General features: G+C 61.5%; 16 protein-coding genes and 1 riboswitch. All 16 genes read right to left on the bottom strand.

Annotated features, from left to right (window positions below; genetic code table 11):
• Positions 1–31 precede the first annotated feature (31 nt).
• Positions 32–745: a hypothetical protein gene (locus GBK02_RS02535; RefSeq protein ID WP_203468216.1), complete on the bottom strand. Its 714-nt coding sequence runs from the start codon at positions 743–745 to the stop codon at positions 32–34.
• 10 nt (positions 746–755) lie between these two features.
• The gene (locus GBK02_RS02530) at positions 756–1,817 is read right to left on the bottom strand and encodes a glycosyltransferase family 9 protein (RefSeq protein ID WP_203468215.1); all 1,062 of its coding nucleotides are present in this window, start codon (positions 1,815–1,817) and stop codon (positions 756–758) included.
• On the bottom strand, positions 1,810–3,141 hold the full coding sequence (locus GBK02_RS02525) for an O-antigen ligase (RefSeq protein WP_203468214.1): 1,332 nt from the start codon (positions 3,139–3,141) through the stop codon (positions 1,810–1,812). Before GBK02_RS02525 ends, GBK02_RS02530 begins: the two co-directional genes overlap by 8 nt.
• Positions 3,138–3,896 carry a hypothetical protein gene (locus tag GBK02_RS02520; RefSeq protein ID WP_203468213.1) on the bottom strand — a complete coding sequence of 253 codons (759 nt, stop codon included), beginning with the start codon at positions 3,894–3,896 and terminating at the stop codon, positions 3,138–3,140. The genes GBK02_RS02525 and GBK02_RS02520 overlap by 4 nt, the downstream gene beginning before the upstream one ends.
• 8 nt (positions 3,897–3,904) lie before the next feature.
• Entirely contained in the window at positions 3,905–5,020 is a 1,116-nt protein-coding gene (locus tag GBK02_RS02515; protein ID WP_203468212.1) for a glycosyltransferase family 9 protein, read from the bottom strand.
• Positions 5,017–6,213 carry a glycosyltransferase family 4 protein gene (locus tag GBK02_RS02510; protein ID WP_203468211.1) on the bottom strand — a complete coding sequence of 399 codons (1,197 nt, stop codon included), beginning with the start codon at positions 6,211–6,213 and terminating at the stop codon, positions 5,017–5,019. The genes GBK02_RS02515 and GBK02_RS02510 overlap by 4 nt, the downstream gene beginning before the upstream one ends.
• Positions 6,210–7,358 carry a glycosyltransferase family 9 protein gene (locus GBK02_RS02505; RefSeq protein WP_203468210.1) on the bottom strand — a complete coding sequence of 383 codons (1,149 nt, stop codon included), beginning with the start codon at positions 7,356–7,358 and terminating at the stop codon, positions 6,210–6,212. The genes GBK02_RS02510 and GBK02_RS02505 overlap by 4 nt, the downstream gene beginning before the upstream one ends.
• Positions 7,358–8,188, bottom strand: coding sequence for a polysaccharide deacetylase family protein (locus GBK02_RS02500; protein ID WP_203468209.1), 831 nt, complete (start codon positions 8,186–8,188; stop codon positions 7,358–7,360). Before GBK02_RS02500 ends, GBK02_RS02505 begins: the two co-directional genes overlap by 1 nt.
• The gene (locus GBK02_RS02495) at positions 8,185–9,270 is read right to left on the bottom strand and encodes a glycosyltransferase (protein WP_203468208.1); all 1,086 of its coding nucleotides are present in this window, start codon (positions 9,268–9,270) and stop codon (positions 8,185–8,187) included. The genes GBK02_RS02500 and GBK02_RS02495 overlap by 4 nt, the downstream gene beginning before the upstream one ends.
• Positions 9,270–11,027: a lipid A export permease/ATP-binding protein MsbA gene (msbA, locus tag GBK02_RS02490; protein ID WP_203468207.1), complete on the bottom strand. Its 1,758-nt coding sequence runs from the start codon at positions 11,025–11,027 to the stop codon at positions 9,270–9,272. The genes GBK02_RS02495 and msbA overlap by 1 nt, the downstream gene beginning before the upstream one ends.
• Before the next feature lie 33 nt (positions 11,028–11,060).
• Entirely contained in the window at positions 11,061–12,221 is a 1,161-nt protein-coding gene (locus tag GBK02_RS02485; RefSeq protein ID WP_203468206.1) for a glycosyltransferase family 4 protein, read from the bottom strand.
• Positions 12,218–13,315: a putative lipopolysaccharide heptosyltransferase III gene (gene rfaQ, locus GBK02_RS02480; protein ID WP_203468205.1), complete on the bottom strand. Its 1,098-nt coding sequence runs from the start codon at positions 13,313–13,315 to the stop codon at positions 12,218–12,220. Before rfaQ ends, GBK02_RS02485 begins: the two co-directional genes overlap by 4 nt.
• A 9-nt stretch (positions 13,316–13,324) precedes the next feature.
• Positions 13,325–13,837, bottom strand: a complete 513-nt coding sequence (cobC, locus tag GBK02_RS02475; RefSeq protein ID WP_203468204.1) for an alpha-ribazole phosphatase family protein — start codon at positions 13,835–13,837, stop codon at positions 13,325–13,327.
• Positions 13,838–13,860: 23 nt separating this feature from the next.
• Positions 13,861–14,253: a bacteriohemerythrin gene (locus GBK02_RS02470; protein ID WP_203468203.1), complete on the bottom strand. Its 393-nt coding sequence runs from the start codon at positions 14,251–14,253 to the stop codon at positions 13,861–13,863.
• Between the two features lie 152 nt (positions 14,254–14,405).
• Complete coding sequence (locus tag GBK02_RS02465; RefSeq protein ID WP_203468202.1) at positions 14,406–15,167, bottom strand: adenosylcobinamide-GDP ribazoletransferase; 762 nt, start codon at positions 15,165–15,167, stop codon at positions 14,406–14,408.
• Between the two features lie 6 nt (positions 15,168–15,173).
• Entirely contained in the window at positions 15,174–16,223 is a 1,050-nt protein-coding gene (gene cobT, locus GBK02_RS02460) for a nicotinate-nucleotide--dimethylbenzimidazole phosphoribosyltransferase (protein WP_203468201.1), read from the bottom strand.
• A gap of 82 nt (positions 16,224–16,305) precedes the next feature.
• Positions 16,306–16,484, bottom strand: a riboswitch (cobalamin riboswitch).
• Positions 16,485–16,509 lie beyond the last annotated feature (25 nt).

Raw genomic sequence — 16,509 nt, 5'->3', positions numbered from 1 at the left:
TTTCAGCCGGAGCACAGTCCGGCTGAAAATATCACACCGAAAAATGTCCCGAACCGACCAGCGGCACAGTCAACGGCCCGGTCTTGCAGGCGGTGGTTTGCGGGTCGCGCACGGCCACGGTAAAGATGTAGGCGTAATGCCACGGATTGTCGTTTGACGACTGGTAGACCGTGGTAAAGCCGTTGGTTTCGAGAATCCGGCTGAGACACATCGGCGTCGGCCGCCAGTAATCACCAAACGCACCTTCCTCGAAATGCACCGACTGGAGGAAAGGCGTCACCAGGATCACCGTGTCCTGGCTCAAGGCACAGATATTCTCGATCGCCTTGTGGATTTCAAAAACGTGTTCGAGCGTCGTGTGGTTGTAGGCCACCTGGTACTTGCCGCGCAATTCGGTCGGCAGGTCGTCCTCAAGATCGATGAATACCGCATCACCCGACTGGTCTTCCATGCCCTTGGTGCCCTTGAAATTGGACACCGCATAGCTCGAGGCACGCGAAAAATAATCACGATAATGACCGCCACGCTGGTCTTCATCGCGCCAACCGCTGACATTGATCACCGCCCCCTCAAACTGACCGGCAATCTTGGCCAGCTCGCGATTCGACCATTCACGTGGCCGCACCTCATGACGCCTGGCCCGCCGCATGGCGGCAGCAACCAAGCGATATTGCCAGGCACACAGTGCATTGACGACGGGGCCGATGACCGGCAACTTGAGCAGGCCGACAAGCAAGGTTTCCATGAATTTCTTTCTATTTATGAGTGGCGACGGCTGGCAGCAGTCGTTCAAAAGCCATCAGCGCCTCATCCGGCGTAATCGTCCGCACATCGCGTGACTCGTTTTGCAGCAGTTGGTAAGGCACACCCCAGGGATGCCAGCGAGCGGCCGGCGAATTGCCGAAGAAGCAGACCAGCGGTTTGCCCAGGCCGGCGGCGACATGCATCCCGCCGCCATCGGAAAGAACGGCAGCATCGCACAGGGATAAACCGGCAATCAGCTCGGAAAGATGGGCTGTATGTACGGGCGCCACCGGCAAGTCGGCCAGCGCGGCCAACAGTTTGGCCGCCTTGCCATCATCGCCGGGGTGAAAGGGATTGTTTTCGTCACCCGGCGACCAGAAAACCAGAAACCGTGCTGCATGCCGGGCATGCAGCTGACGCGCCAACTCGACAAAATGTTCGACCGGCCAACGCTGTTTTTCCTTGCGTGCGCTGATATGCAGGGCAAGCAGCGGCCCACTCCCCTGGCGCACCGCCTCCGGCAACTGCTCGCGCAGATGGTTGGCGAGCCGGGGATCGGGCACCACGGTCAACCCGGGAATTTCACCCGAAATGCCGACCGGCGCCAGCAGGCGGAACATGTCCTGGGTTTCATGCAATTGCGCACCATCGGCATGTGCAATGGCCTGATCAATCGAGTCGGAAGACGCCTGTTCGGTGACGAAACCGACGATATGCTTCGGCGCCAGCATCCGGGCCAGTTTCAGCGCCCGTACGGCAAACCCGCTGGTTGCCAGCACGACGTAATCGAACTTCATCCGGCGCAGTTGCCAGAGCAGTTTGGCGCGCCGGAAATAAGCCTGCCAGACCGATTCGCCGGCTGCGTGCTTGCCCTTGGTGTAGGCAAAGATGGCATCGAGGTGGGGATTGCCCTCGATCGCCGGTGCGTTGTAGCTATTGACCAGGGCGGCAATGTAAGCCTGCGGGTACTGCCGGCGAATGGCTTCGAACAACGGCGTCGTGCAAATCAGGTCGCCGATGTTGTCGCGCCGGATGACGAGAATCTTCATCGCCGCCTTCGGCCCTTCATTCATTCACTTTTCCTTTTGGGTCATTGTCTGACAGGACAGGCAACAGGGTACCAAGCAGCAGGAAGAACATCACCAGCATGTGATCTCGATTGATGCTGTCGAGCAACATGCGACCGAGAAAGCCGGCTGTCACGAAAAACAGGATCAGGCCGCGCGGGTCGCGCTGATCCCGGTAGCGTCGCCATCCTGTACGCAAACAGATCCCGATGAATGCCAGCCAGAGAATCAATCCTGGAATCCCGGCGGCGATGGTCAGATCGACAATACCGCTATGCGCATGTCCAAGCGGGGTTTCGGCATGTTGCCGGAGAGCGTGGCCGAAAGCATTGCGCCCATAACCAACGCCGAGCGGATTTTCCATCGCCAGCCGCAAGCCGGCATGCATCCAGGCGATACGAACATAGGCGGAAGGATCTATCGGCTCGCCATTCTGCAACACCGGATACTCGTGCTTTGTTCTGTCCAGCCAGGCCTTGCTGCCATCGATATCCCAGCCAACGGCAGCGGTTTCAGCCAGCTTTTGCCAGCGCATATCAGAGCGGTAGCTGATCCAGCCGATCACCCCGACCAGTGCAACGCAAATCAGTATGCCAGCCGTAACCCGGCGCGAACACAAACAGCGACGCTCACGCCAGAAAACCACCAAAGACAGGGAAACAAGCATCAAGACACTGCCGATGATCCCGTTGCGCGCACCAAATGCGAGGTTGGAAACAATGACCAGCGCAACACCGCTCAGCAAGAGCCAGAGCGGCAAGTGACTGACGGCACGTCGGTACAAGGCAAGAAAAACAAGCTCAACCGCCAGAAAAGCCAGCAACAGATTATTGGCATAGCTGATTTCGAGCTTCCCAGCGGTCCACCGGGTTGCCGCCTGAGGAAATTGGCCTTGTGCCAGAAAATCCGGGAAGCAGGCCAGCAGGGCAAAAATGGTTTGGGCCAGTAGTGCGAGGACCGAAAAAGCGACCAGCTTGCTCGCGCTGCGCACCGTGCAAGCCAGCACGATACCGCCGACAAAAGCCAGGATGGCCGGCCACCACTGGCTTTTCATTTCGCGCCAGGCCCAGGCTGTTTCGGGGGAGATGAAGAATGCCTGAATCAACAACCAGGCAGACAACGCGCCAAGCGCCAGCAGCGGAGCACTCGCCGAGCGGGCAGCCACAGGCCACTGGTCGCGGTAGCGCAGCGCCAGAACAAGCAGCAGAACGGCAAGCAGCGAATGACGTAAGGCGATCGTTCCCGGCACCGGCAGGACAAACAGCAAGAGCCCGAAAACCAGCAGGAGCAGACCTCCATGGCGCAGGGAAAAGACGGGTTGCTCAGTCATCGCGCGCCATCCTGGGCAGGCTCATCAAGCACACGCCTGAATTCTTCAACCCACAGAGGCGCCGTCATTGCCTGAGACTGGTGATGATCGAGTTTTTCATGAACCAGGAACTCATCGCGCACGACACCTTTTTCGGCATCGATCGTCTGCTGGCTGATATCCATGTAGGACAGGCCGCGCTGCCCGGCCAGCTGCCGGACGGCTTGGTTGAACGCCAGGACCAGTTCGCTCCGCTCACGCTGGGTAGCCCGGACACTGCGCCGCAATTCATAGTATTGCAGATCGATTTCATCATCCTTGATGGTCGGGAGAATGGTGCCGGCCAGGACAAAGCGACGTTGTGGATAATGTTCTCCGGCCCAGTCGAGCAAACGCACGATGCCCTGCATGGCGCGAGGGATTTGCTCGAACACCGATTCATTCCGTTGCTTGGCACGATTCCACAACGCAAAACTGCAATCGACTTCACCCAGCATGAGCACCACGACATCGTACTCAGCGAAGCGCCGCAGGGATTGCTGATATTTGGCAAAGGCTGCCGTGACCGAATGGTCGTTGTTCAGGCCGCCCGCCGTGGCGCCACCGACGATTTCGCAGTTGAGCAGATGCGGCGTCAGCAGATCGTGATCGAAGACATATTCGAACACGCCAGCATGCGAATCTCCCAGGATCAATATCCGGTGGCCGCCGAGCAATGAACAACGCAGGCGGCGATAAATTTTCAGCAGGGATTTCTTGTATTTATGCCAGCTCATGACACCGGTCACCGCAGGGTTTTGACAACGGCCGCTATGATAGCGGCAAGCGGTGCATTGACGATACAGGCCCGGCTACCCAGCCGGCAGCGATACGGCGCATCAAAGGCATGCGAACAGGGGGCGCAGGCTTCGCCGCTCAAAATAACAATGGCGCGAGCACCGATCGGACGTTGATCATCGGCATCGGCCGGCCCCATGAAATCGACCACCGGTACGCCCAGGGCATCAGCCATGTAAGTTGCCCCCGAATCGACCCCGGCAAAGCAATCCAGTCCGGCCAACAGCGCCGGAAGTTCGGCCAGATTCCATTGCCCGGTCGTATCGATGATCCGGCCGGCCGGCAATGCCGCAGTCAATTCAGCGGCAATCGGCTGGTCGACCGCAGTACCGATTAAAACAAGGCTGGCTGACGTCTGCTCGACAATTCCCCGTGCCAATTCCAGCAACTGGGGCGCCTCAAGTGCCTTCATTCGGTTACCCGCCCCCAGCCCCAGACCGACCAGAGGCTGCTGCACCCCGGAGAACAACGCCTGCCGGCGTACTTCGCCAGCGGCCAAAACGGCCACACTATTTGGCAGATTGAGCAAAGGAGCATCGACGACCAGCCCGACACCGGACAACGCCCGCACTGCCGTCTCCCGAAACAGGGCGCCGGATCGATGAGCTTCGCCGTGCGTCAGGAATGGCCAGGCCAGACGAGCACTTCCCTGGCGCCGGTCGGCCAGCACCGCAACCCGACGCGGCACGCCAGCCCAGAAGGGGACCAGCAGGTTGGTCAGGTTGGGACTGAGCACCAGCACCGCATCGTAGCCTTCGCCCAGCACCCCCAACAGCCAGCGCTTGCCGGCCCAACCTTTGTAGCCGCCAGGCGGCAGGGTAACAATTCGATCGATGCTGTTCAGCCCTTCGGCCAGCGGCACATTGACCGAATGCAGCAAGGCGACGATTTCCGCCTGCGGCAGACGGCTGCGCAAGGCACTGAAAACCGGCGTCGTGGCGACAAAATCCCCAATCTTGGCGGTCTGGATGACCAGCACGCGCCGGATTTCATTTTTGTTCCGTCGCGAAGCACGCCACCACAGCCAGGGTGCAGCCAGCCAGGTGAGCAGCAGGTAAATCACCGGATCGCCTCGGTCAACACGCGGGTAACACCGGCCACGTAGGCTTCGATCGAAAAATGTTCGACGACACGTTGATATCCGGCCTGCCCCATCCGTTCGCGCAGGGCCGGATCGGACAGCAAGCGACGCAAGGCAGCGGTCAGCGCCGGTATGTCGCCGTAGCCATAAAGCAGCCCGGTTTGTTCATTGACCACCAGTTCGCGAGTCCCAGTGACATCGGAACCGACGACAGGCTTCCCGGAAAGCATCGCTTCGAGCACGACACGCGGCAGTCCCTCATTGCTCGAACACAGGACACAAACGTCCATGCGTTGCACCCAGGCCAGCGGCAAGGATTGGAAACCAACAAACCTGACCTGCCCGGCAACCTGCCGCTCGGCGGCCAAAGCTTGCAACGCGGCCTGCTGGGGCCCTTCCCCCAGAATCAGGCAAGTCACCTCCAGCCCCTCGGCCTTCAACTGGGCAACGGCTTCAATCAGATGCGGAATACTCTTCAGCGGGGTCAATCGACCCACCGTTCCGATCACCAGCCCGGTCCACGACGAATCCGGCTCGATCGGTGCGGGCATCGGCCGGCGATGATCGATCGCGTTGTGAACCACCGTAATATGCTTGCGTTCAACGCCGCAGGCCGCCATCACATCAGCCGACCCGTGCGAAACGCAAATGATGCGACTGACCAGACGATTGACCACCTCAGCCTCTTCGATCAGCAATTCCGGCTGTACCCGGCAGTGCTGAACAATCGGCAAGCCGATCGGCCCAGCCGCCAGGTAACCTTCAAGATTGGTGGACGGCTGGTTGTTCATGTAGAGCAGGTCGAAGCCACCCTCCAGCAAGATTTTTCGCAAGGCCGCACCGCGCGGCACCATGCGCCAGCGCCGGTCGATCGCCCGTACGCTGCGCTTTTTCAGCCGGGCCGACCAGGAAAACAAACCCCGCATCAGTTCCTTGCCCAACTTGGCCCACAGAGGCTGCGGGCGGGTGGGCAGGATGATCAACGGAATGCCGATATCCGCCAATTCCTCGGACAACAGCCGCCCTTCGCCACCTTTGCGGTAATCCTTGTAGAAACAGCAAGTCACGGCGAATTGCTCGCGGTCGAGACGCTTGAGCAGCTCGATCATGCTGTTGGTCCCGCCACCCCATTCGTTACCGGTATCAAGCAGAAGGATTTTTTTCGGATGGGTCATGCGGATTTCCGGCTCAGAATCGTGTCGACCGCGGCAATCACCTCATCGACCGAGATGTTGTCCATGCACAGCGGTTCGGCGTAAGGACAGTTCTTGGACTGACAGGGATCGCAAGTACGCCACTTGCGGATCACCAGATGCTTTTCCGGATCGTAGCCCGGACCGGAGCGGGCCGGATCGGACACGGCAAACAAGGCCACGACAGGCGTATCGACCGTCACCGCCAGATGCATCGGGCCGGTATCGCCAGTCACCAGCAGGCTGGCCCGTTTAAGCAGGGCCGGCAAGGCGATCAGCGGCAACTGTCCGGCTGAGGCCCAGGCACGTACGCCACCGGCCAAGGGCGCGGCTGCCTCGATGCCGGCTGCCACTTCCTGGCACAGTGCCGCTTCGGCCGGCGAGCCGGTCACGACAAAGCGCAATTCGGGATATTTCCGGCTCAGCGCCACCGCCGCAGCGATGAAACGCGAGCGCGGCCAGCGCCGGCTCATTGTCGATGCGCCAGGCTGCAAGGCAACGATGGTCGCCGCCTGCCAGCCACGTTCGGCCAAGGCATCGGCCAGGGCCAGATCGCCGGCCGGCGACAGCGGCACCGTCATGCGCGGGGAAAAATCGCCTTGCGCACCGGCCAGCCGGGCCACCGCCAGACGTTGTTCGATGCCATGCCCCAAATCATCCCAGCCAACGACCGGTTCGCGGTTGCTGAGCAGGAAATTCCAACGGTTATTGTTCGGCAGCTTGAAGATGTAACGGGCCCCCGACAGGTAGGCCAGCGGTGTCGCCTGCGGTTCGTTGCCGTGGAAAATGGCCGCCAGATCGTAATCCTTGAGCTGTCTTGCCACCCGGCCAAAACCACGCCATTTGCCATCGTAGGGAATCAGTTCATCAACCTCGGCCAAGCCGGCAAACAAGCCTTGAAGAGCGGGATGAATGAGCAATGTGATGTGGGCGTGCGGATAGCTCTGACGCAGGGCACGCAAGCCCGGCGTGGACAGCAGCGTATCGCCCAGCGCCGTGCACGAAATAGCCAGGATGCGCTTGATGACTGGCGTTCCCAGCGCCTCTGCCGGACGCGGCCGTCGATCCAGTGCGCGCTTGAGGCGCAGCCAGCGGTAAAGCAGGGGTTCGCGCAGACGCAGGCGCATCAGTGCCTCTTCTTGTCCGACTTGAGGCCGAGATACAGGGCCGAGAGCAGTGGATTGCCGTAGATCATCATGCGCCGGCCAAACCAGCCGGCCGGCTTGTCCTTGGCGACGAGACGGGGAATCCGGGCCGGATCGACGTCACGCCGCGCGACACCATGTTCGGTAGTGTACAAATGCGTAAAACCGGCCGCCCGGGCAATGCGCTGGTAGGCGGCATCGTAATAGCCCTGCGGCCAGCACAGCTGCGGGCTGGCCTCACCCAAGCGCGCCGCCAGCGTTTCACGTGAAACGGCAAGATCCGCGGCCAATGCAGCATCGCGCTCGGCCTGATCGGCAATCTTGCGATCCCAGCGGGTGTGACTATGGGTATGCGAGTGAAACTCGACTGTGCCGGCAGCACGCATGGCCTCGACTTCGGACCAGCGCAGGAAAGCCGTATCGAGCTTACCCTCGGCTGCCGCAGCCATCGCCTGCTTGTGGGTCGGCACATCGGGAATATTGGGGTGACCAGCGTGCGGACGTTGCGGCCCGTCGCCGATCCAGCCGGTGATCAGGAAGATCGTTGCCTGCAGGCCAAACTCCTGCAACACCGGATGGGCATAAACCCAATTGTCGAGATAGCCGTCGTCAAACGTCACCAACACGCTTTTCTTCGGCACCCGGCCGCTGGCCACGGCGTCGGCAAATGCTGCGGTCGACAGCGTCGTCCAGCCATTTTTCGCCAGCCACTGCATCTGCGCCCGGAAATTTTCCGGCGAGCAGGTGACCAGTCCGGGCTTCGGACTGATGTGGTGATACATCAGCACCGGCAACGGCTGGCTGAAACTCATCGGGCGTCCAGCAGGCGCTGGTACAGCGCTTCCATGCCTTCGGCCATTTTTTCGCGCGAGAATTGGCGACGGACGAATTCGCTGGCTGTCCGGCTCATCTCGGCGCGTCGCTCCGGCGCAGCGAGCAGACTGATGATCGCCTCGCCCAGCGCCTTGCCGTCATGCGGCGGGACGAGCAGGCCGGTCGAACCGTCCTGGACAATTTCCGGCACGCCGTCGATATTCGTGCCAATCGCCGGCACACCGAGCGCAGCGGCTTCGATGAAGGCCGTACCCAGCGCCTCCTGATGTGTCGGCAGAACGAAGAGATCGAGCGATTCGAGCACATTGGTCACATCGCGGCGCAGACCCAGCAAATGGACGCGCCCGGACAAGCCCTCGGCGGCAATGCGCGCCTTCAAATTATCAGTCTGCGGACCATCGCCGGCGAAAACGAAATGCGCCTCGGGAAAACGGGCAAGCACGGCCGGCGCGGCATCGAGAATCTCGGCATGCCCCTTCTTGGCGCGCAGGATGGCCACGGTGCCAACAAGCAAGGTCTCGGGCGGCAAGCCCAGCTCGGCCTTCAAGGTACCGCCTGCGGTCGACGGCTGGTAACGGCCGAAATCGACGCCGGTGGCGATGGTGCATACCTTGGCTTGCGGCACGCCGGCGCTGACCAGGTAACGCTCGACGAAGCGGCTAACGGTGACAACCTGGTCGGGCAGGATACTGTAGGTAAATTTCGAGGTAATTGGCAGCGCCAGATGCCGCGTACGCACAATGCGTGGGCGCCGACCCAGCGTTTTTGCCGCCATGCCAGCCAGTTGGGTATCGCGACCGCTGTGCGTATTGACCACATCGGCGCCGAATTCGCGGATCACCCGGCGCAGCTTGATGATCGCCGGCAAATCGATTGCGCCACGCATGTCGACCGTGAAAGTGGCGAATCCCGCCTCCTTCGCCCGATCCAGGATGCGTGCGCCCGGCCGGCCGACCACGGCCAGTTTGTGGCCACGCTCGCGCATCGTGACCAGCTCGTTCATCGTGCGGTTTTCCTGACCGCCCCAACCCTTCGACGACTCGGTATGAAGAATGCGCATCAGACGGCGCTCTCTTCCGCTTTCTGCATCCGGTACAGACGGGCATACAGGCCATCATGAGCCAGCAATTCGGCGTGCGAACCCTCTTCCTGCTTGTGGCCGTGGGCCAGCGCAACGATCCGGTCGGCCCGCTCGACGGTAGAAAGACGATGGGCGATGACCAGTGTGCTGCGCCCCCGCATCAGCTCGTCAAGGGCCGCCTGGACATGGCGCTCGGACTCGGTATCGAGCGCCGACGTCGCTTCATCGAGAATCAGGATCGGCGCATCTTTCAGGATGGCGCGGGCAATGGCCAGACGCTGGCGCTGACCGCCAGACAGCTTGACGCCGTTTTCGCCGATCATCGTCTCCAACCCCTCGGGCAGCGCGTCGATAAACTCCAGCGCATGCGCTGCCTTGGCTGCGGCGCGAATTTCCTCGACCGTCGCATCGTGCTTGCCGCCATAGGCGATATTGGCGCCGAGCGTGTCGTTGAACAGCACGACATCCTGGCTGACCAGCGCAATGTTGTCGCGCAAGCTATCGAGCTTGATGTCCTGGATGGCGTGGCCGTCAACGCGGATTTCACCGGCATCAATCTGGTAGAAACGCGGCAGCAGGTTGGCCGCTGTCGTCTTGCCGCTGCCCGAAGGCCCGACCAGCGCAACGCACTCGCCCGGCCGCACTGTCAGTGAAACGCCATCCAGCGCCGGACGCTCGGCCCCAGGATAGGTGAAGCTGACCTTGTCGAATTCGACCAGCCCCTGAGCCCGCCCGAGATCAATCTGCCCCTTGTCTTCCTCGGCCTCTTCGTCGATCAGCGAAAAGACGCTTTCGGCGGCGGCCAGGCCGCGCTGGATCGGTGCATTGACGTCGGTGATCCGGCGCAGCGGCGGCAGGATCATCAGCATCGCGGTAATGAAGGAAACGAAACTGCCGACCGTCGTCTGGTCGCCGGAAGCCTGCTTGAGCGCAACGCCCATGATGATTGCCACGCCGGATGCAGCGAAGAACTGGACGATCGGACTTTGTGCGGCAACCGCCATGGTCGCCCGCATGGCCAGCCGGCGCTGCTCACGGACCGATTTGTAGAAACGGGCTTCCTCGTAGGTCTGGCCGCCAAAAATCTTGACCACCTTGTGGCCTTCGATGGTTTCCTGCAGCACCTGGGTAATCTTGCCCATCGATTCCTGCTGGCCCTTGGCTACGCTGCGCAGGCGCTTGCTGAAGAAGCGCACGACGAAGGCAATGAACGGGACAACCGACAGCGTGATCAGCGTCAACTGCCAGTTCAGGTAGAGCAGCCAGGCCATCAGGCCAACGATGGCCAGCGAATCCTTGATCAGCGAGGTCAGCGCGTTGGTTGCCGCACCGGCCACACCAGCCACGTCATAGGCAATGCGCGACATCAGGCGGCCCGAGAGATTGTCGCTGTAATACTTGGTCGGCAGGCGGACCATGCGGGCGAACATCGCCTGGCGCAGTTCGGTGATGACATTGTTCGACACCCAGCTCATGGCGTATTCGCCGATGAAGCCGAAAACAGCGCGGGCCAGGAAAATGCCCATGATCGCCGCTGGAAAGAGCAGCCAGTCCCATGGCCCGGCGGCGGCGGAAAAACCGTCGTCGAGCAGCTTTTTCATCATCGCCGGGAACACCGGCTCGGCCAGGGCCGACAAACCCATCGCTACCAGCGCGGCGGCAAACGCCTTCCAGTAGGGGCGGACATAGGTCAACAGCCGGAGGTAAAGCTGACGACTGGTCATGTCACTGGCCATGCAAATCCCTGATGCGAAAAGTAGAACCCGTGATTATACCTGCCCGACCGGAGCGGGACTGAGCGAACGGTAAAGGGCGAGCAGCCGGTCGGCCATCGCCGGCAATGTCAGGGCCTCGACACTGGCTCGGGCCGCCGCACGCGCTGCCTGATCGCCGGCCAATGCGCACAGGTCGTCGAGTCGGGCAGCCAGTTCGGCCCGATCAACGGCATCGACCACCCAGCCATTCACGCCGGCCTGCACCCACTCCTGAGCGCCACAGGTTGTCGAGGTGACAATCGGCAAGCCGCAGGCCAGCGCCTCAAGCGCCGCATTCGGACAGGGGTCGTACAGCGTCGGCAGGACAAAACCGTCGGCTGCGCCGTACCACGGGCGAACATCCTTGAGCGGCCCGGTGAAGTGGGCCCGACCGCCCAGCCCGAGCGATGCGGCCAGCGCCCGCATGGCCTTGAGCTTGCGGTCGGCACCGACGATGACCAGATGCGCCGCCGGATTGCGCGTCGCGGCGAAGGCGCGCAGCAGTTGCGGCACACCCTTGCGTTCAAAACCGCTGCCGACAAAAAGCAGAACCGGTGCATCCGGCGGAATGCCGGCTGCGGCGCGGGTCGCGCTGCGGAATTCGTCAGCCAGCCCGGGATGGAAGACGGCGGTATCGACACCGTTGTAGATCACGGCGAGCTTGCTGCGGTCGATGCCGTAAAAACGGCTGATTTCATCGGCCACCATCTGCGAATTGCAGATCACGCTGCGCAAGGCCGGATGTTCGAACATCGCCCGTTCCGTCGCGCAAACATAACGGTGATACGGCGAAAAACGCTGTATCAGGCGCTGCAGTGGCCCGAGGATTCGCGCCCGATGAACCAGCCATGCGGCATGCACGCCATCGCCGGCCCGAAAGATCATGCAGCCGGGAACGCGCTCGTGCGACTGGGTGATATCGAATCCCCCCGCCGCCATCTCGCGCTGCGCCGCTGCTGCGAAACTGCGGTCGCGCGCCGCCCGTCCGCCCAGCAAGCGGGAATACGCCGGGTCGCAGGTCACCTGGCGAAATCCTTCGCGTGGTGCGCCATCCCAACTGCGCGTGATCAGCGTGACTTCCGCCCCTTCGGCCGCCAGCGCCGCCAAGGCCCGTTCGACAAAGCGCTCGGCCCCGCCAAACGGGTTGTAACGTTGACGAACGATGGCAATCTTCACAGCGCGAGCAATTCGTGAGCTGCCGCCAGCACTTCATCCGCCCCCAGGCTGACCAGGCAATCGCTGAGCTTGCCGCCGCCACAGCCATCGATACCGCATGGCCGACAGGGATGCTGGGTGCTGCTGACAACACGGAAGGGAATGCCCCACGGCCCCCACTGCTTGTCGCCGGAAGGACCAAACAGCGCGACGGTTGGTGTGCCCACGGCTGCGGCAATGTGCATCGGCGCCGAATCGACGCCGATGAACAGCTTCGCAGCCTGGGTCAGCGCCGCCAGCTCCTTGAGCGAAAGCACGCCGGACAGGCTGAAAGCCGGCTGCGCCAGCCCGGCCTGGATCGCATCGAGCATGGTCTGTTCATCCTTGCTCGGCGCTGCGGTCAACACCACCGCATGACCCTCGACCTGCAGACGGGTAATCAGTGCAACCATGCGGTCAACCGGCCAGCATTTGAAAAACCAGCGCGAGGCCGGGTGAATGTGGATGAAATCGCCACCCTTCAGGCCGAATCCCTGCAAATGCGCCGCCACACTGGCTTCAGCCGCCAGCCCCGGAATGAGGCACATGCGTCGTTCTTCAGGGGCTGGCTGAATGCCGATCCGGCGCAGGGCGTCGAGATTGGCCTCGACCATATGGCGAAAAGCATTGCGCGGTGCCGTCTGGAGATGGGTAAAACTCTGCTTCCAGCGCTTGCTGCGCCCGCCGACCGACGGCCCGACCGACCAGCGCGGCTTGAGCAGGCGGCACAGCCAGGCGCCGCGCCAATGTTCGGTCAGGTGGATGATCAGGTCGTAACCACGGGATTTGAGCGCGTTGTAGAGCGCCAGTTCGGCCTTGCTCTGACCGACGATGCCGAGTTTCTTCCATTTGCGGTCGATGGTGTGAACTCGCGCGATTGCCGGATGCAAGGTCACCATCTCGGCCGTATCGGCATAAACCAGCGCATCGATCTCGACCTGCGGCGCATGCGCCTTGAGCACCGAAAATACCGGCGAACTGACCAGCACATCGCCGTGATGGCGCAGCTTGATAACCAGTGCCCGACGAACTTCGCCGAGCGGCACGGCATCGCCCAGAGGATTGAATATTTGCATCCCGGTATTTTACCGGGGGACGTCGACCGTCGTCAGCGATCCGTAGTCAAAAACCAGTTCACTCCAGCGTTCCGGCGGCAAATTCCGCCAATACGCCAGCAACACCCGAATCACGCCGGCATGCGTGACAAGCACGGCCTCAGGCTCGCTCAGGCTGGCGACAAAGTCGAGCGCCCTGTCCTGCAGCGCCTGCGGCGACTCGCCGCCAGGCGGCGCATAGTGCGCCACATCACTCGCCCAGTCATCGATCTGCTGACGCGGGATGGCATCCCACGGTCGACCTTCCCAGGCACCGAAATTCATTTCGGCCAGCCGCGCATCAAGCCGGGGCGCGGGATGCAGTGCCTCGGCCAAATGCCGGCAACGCTGCAAGGGGCTACTCCAGACGGGCAAACCGGGCGGCAGGCGGGGACGCAAGGCGTCAGCGGCCGCCTCGACATTTTCGGCCACCAGATCGAGTTGACCGTAGCAAATGCCGGCCTCGACCCGTGGCCGCGGATGACGAACGAGGTGAAGAATCATCCCGGCAACGCAAACTTCACGGTTCAGGCGTAGCGGATCGGCTGCGAACGAAGACGAACGAACTCGGCCAGTTTGCGGTCCTCGACCAGCAGATGATGTTCGTAACCCTGCACGATGAAGTCGACCAGCATGCTGACGGCGCGCTGCTCGCCAAGAATGGTCAGTTCGAAAATATGCGTCAGCTGCTCGACCGTTTCATTGTGCAAACGGCGATGCTCCTCGGCGCCGGGATACGCAATATCGGTCATATAGCGTTCTTCCTCAACAAAATGAGCGCCTACATAGCGCATGAATTTGTCGAGAAAACCGGAGATGAATTCTGAATGAACGTCGGCATCGGCGTGCGCCATCATTTCATTGAAGAAACCGATGAACAGCTTGTGGTCGTAATCCAGACGCGGCTGCCCGACGCTCATGGCAGGGTCCCACACTACCGCATCGTAATTTTTATGCATGCCAAACCCGCCCTGTCCGAACATCACGATCGACTAACAAAACTTTCGTCATATTGTCGCACAACAGCAAAGCCGAACGACATAAGCCGATTGCATGAAACATCACCCTCCGCTCAGACCGGCAACAACGCCAGCAAGCCAAGATAGAACGCAATTTCACTTAATTGCTGGGTGGCACCGAGACAGTCACCGGTATAACCGCCCAGCCAGCGCATGAAAAGCCGTGACAGCCAAGCCGTCACCAGCGCGGCGAGCAAACACCCGGCCACCGCCTTGACCGGCGGCAGCCCGGCCAACGGCAGCAGGGCAAACCCCGCGGCCATCAACAAAATAGGCCAGGAAAGGCGATTTGCCAGCGGCCTGGCCTTGGAAAGCGCATCGTCGCGGACATAATCCATGCTTGCCAGCAGGGAAGTCGCGCAAAAGCGTGAAATGGCATGCCCGGCCAGCAAAGCCCAAGGCAGCAGGGCATCGTCCAGCGCGACAAGCAGGGTGAATTTGCCAGACAAGGCCAGAACCAGCGCCACCACGCCATAACTTCCGACCCGCGAATCCTTCATGATTTCAAGAATGCGCTGCTTTTCCCAACCGCCGCCCAGGCCATCGACCGTATCGGACAGGCCATCCTCATGAAAAGCCCCGGTCACATAAATCGTCGCCACCATCGACAGCAGGACAGCCACCGGTTTGGGCCAGAACAAGGCAGCCCCGAGATAAACCAGCACCCCGATGCCGCCGACCAGCAGGCCGACGGCAGGGAAATAGCGCGCTGCTGAATTCAGTGCTTCCGCCGAATGCCCGACCCAGCCGGGTACCGGCAGCCGGGTGAAAAAACGGATAGCCCCGAAAAAATATTCCAGCTCACGCTTCAACATCGGGGCTTATTCCTGCTCGGACACGCCGGCCGACTCGAAACTGGCCATTTCATTGAGGAAAGCCAGCGCCGCACGGACCAGCGGATAAGCCAGCGCCGCTCCGGTACCTTCGCCGAGCCGCAAGCCGAGATCAAGCAGAGGCTCGGCCTGCATTGCGCGCAGTTGGGCCTGATGCCCTGGCTCGGCCGAGCGATGGCAGAAAATGCAGTAATCGGTGAATGCCGGGAAAAGCTTTGCTGCGGTCAACGCGGCCGAACTGACAATAAAGCCGTCGATCAGCAACACCATTTTGGCTTCCGCCGCCGCCAGCATGGCGCCAACCATCATGGCGATCTCGAAACCCCCGAATTCGGCCAGCACGGCGAGCGCTTCGTCGCTGCCTCCGGTGGCCCGGTAACGACTCAGCGCCTTGTCCAGCAAAGCCTGTTTACGAACCAGGCCGGCATCGTCCAGCCCGGTGCCACGGCCAACCGCCTCGGCCAGCGAAACCCCGGTCAGACAATGTGTAATCAGCGACGCCGATGCCGTGTTGCCGATCCCCATTTCGCCGAAGCCAACAACATTGCAGCCGCCCGCCGCCAGACCGCGCACGATCTCGGCGCCGCTGGCAATCGCCACTTCGCATTGCGCCAGGGTCATTGCCGGCTCATCGATGTAGCTGGCCGTTCCGGCGGCGACCTTGGCGTCGATCAGACCCGGACGACGGCCGAATTCATGGGCCACCCCCGCGTCGACCACGGAAAGCGCCATACCGTTCTGGCGGGAAAAAACATTGATCGCCGCACCGCCGGCCAGGAAATTTTCGACCATCTGCCAGGTCACTTCCTGCGGGAAAGCCGACACACCGGCCTTGGCCGCACCATGGTCGCCGGCAAAAACCAGCATCTGCGGCTGCGTGAGCTGCGGCGTCAGACTGTGCTGGATCAGCCCGATTTTCCTGGCAAGCGTTTCAAGCTGGCCAAGCGCGCCAAGCGGCTTGGTTTTCTGGTCGATTTTGTGTTGCAGCGTAACGGCCAGCCCCTGGTCGGGGCGAGTGATATTGAATTTTGAATGCATCCGATTCTTTCTGTTCGAAAAAGCAAAAGGGCCTCGCGGCAACGCTCGCAAAAACGTCGCCACGAAGCCCTGTCCACAGGCTTCCAGCCCAAACTGACTCGATACGTCTTCTGGCTCTCGGATCAGCCGTTTGCCGCACCTTCCCGCCGGGTCTGTTTCCCCATAGGCAGTGGTTTGTCGCGACATCCGTCCCCGATTACAGCGGCGGGCCCGCCACGGAATTGCACCGTGTTCCGTTACATCGAATCGGGCGGAATTATCCGGCTTGCGGCGACCCGGCGCAATC

The sequence above is a fragment of the Dechloromonas sp. TW-R-39-2 genome (assembly GCF_016864195.1).
Lineage (GTDB): Bacteria > Pseudomonadota > Gammaproteobacteria > Burkholderiales > Rhodocyclaceae > Azonexus.
Note: the sequence above shows the minus strand (reverse complement) of the source record. Positions and strands in the feature narration are given on the sequence as shown.